Annotated in this window: 1 protein-coding gene and 2 pseudogenes; 2 read left to right on the top strand and 1 reads right to left on the bottom strand. The window is 67.0% G+C overall.

The genetic code is table 11. The features are described from left to right. Positions 1–212 precede the first annotated feature (212 nt). Positions 213–629 (top strand): annotated as a pseudogene (locus MKK69_RS01010) (MFS transporter); the annotation flags it as partial. A 96-nt stretch (positions 630–725) separates the two neighbouring features. Further along, a pseudogene (locus tag MKK69_RS01005) lies at positions 726–911 on the top strand (RidA family protein); the annotation flags it as partial. On the opposite strand, the gene MKK69_RS01000 reads toward MKK69_RS01005, so the two are convergent. Further along, a partial coding sequence (locus tag MKK69_RS01000; RefSeq protein ID WP_243964804.1) for a hypothetical protein occupies positions 892–1,110 on the bottom strand: 219 nt, incomplete at its 5' end. The pseudogene MKK69_RS01005 and the gene MKK69_RS01000 sit on opposite strands and share 20 nt — an antisense overlap.

Raw genomic sequence — 1,110 nt, 5'->3', positions numbered from 1 at the left:
CAAGAAGATGGAGCAGCCCTGGAAGAAGCACGACAACATCCCGCTCTGAGGCGGGATCGGCGGCCGGAAGCTGGGTTCAGCTCCGGTCGCTGTGCTCGATGACCGCACAGAGGGTCAGCGGCCCCTTGTCGGGGGAGACCGTCGCCGAGCACGTGAAGCGGGCGCCGCCGAGGTCGACGTTGCTGTGGCGCAGACGAACCGACGCCGCCTGCCCGGTCTTCGGCTGGCTGTCCGATCGCTACGGGCGCAGGACGCTGTTCATCGCCGCCTGCCTGTTCTCGATCGCCTTCGCGTTCCCGATGTTCCGGCTCCTCGATACCCGCGACCCGACGATCATCACCCTGACCGTCGCGGTGGCCCTGAGCTTCGGGCAGGGCATCATGTTCGGGACCGGGGCCGCGTGGATGTCCGAACTGTTCGATGCCCGCCTGCGCTACAGCGGCGCCTCGCTGGGTTTCCAGGTCGGCGCGGCGCTGAGCGGCGGCTTCACGCCGCTGATCGCCGCCGCCCTGCTCGCCTGGAGCGGCGGCGCGACGTGGCCGATCTCGGCCTACCTGATCGCGCTCGCGTGCGTGACGCTCGTGGCGACTTTCGCGGCACCGGAAACAGCGCGGCGGCGGATCGACTGAACGGTCCTGCACAGTCGAAAAACACGCTTTAACCAGTGGACGTGCGTCCACTACAATGGAATGATGTCGGACGCCTGACGCAGTAGGAAGACGGATTTGGACAGGATCATCATCGCCACGAAAGCGGCGGCTCCGGCCGTCGGCCCATACGCCCAGGCGACTCGCGTCGGCGACTTCGTCTTCGCTTCGGGACAACTGCCGATCGATCCGGAAACCGGGGCATTTCCGGAGGGCATAGAGGCGCAGACGCGCCGCTCGCTGGCTAACCTCGCAGCCGTGCTGGAAGCTGGAGGTGCCAGCCTCGCGAGCGTCGCCAAGACCACCGTGTTCCTGAAGGACAGGCTTCATCGGCGCCGGCGCCCTGCTGGGACCCTACGGCCTCGGGCGCTTCGCCGACGATCATCCCTACGTGCACCTCTTCACCATCGGCAACCGCACGGAGATCGCGCATCTCGCCGAGTTCGGCGTGATCTTCCTGATG

The organism is Methylobacterium sp. J-026 (assembly GCF_022829585.1).
Lineage (GTDB): Bacteria > Pseudomonadota > Alphaproteobacteria > Rhizobiales > Beijerinckiaceae > Methylobacterium.
This window is presented reverse-complemented; position numbering and strand designations above follow the sequence as displayed.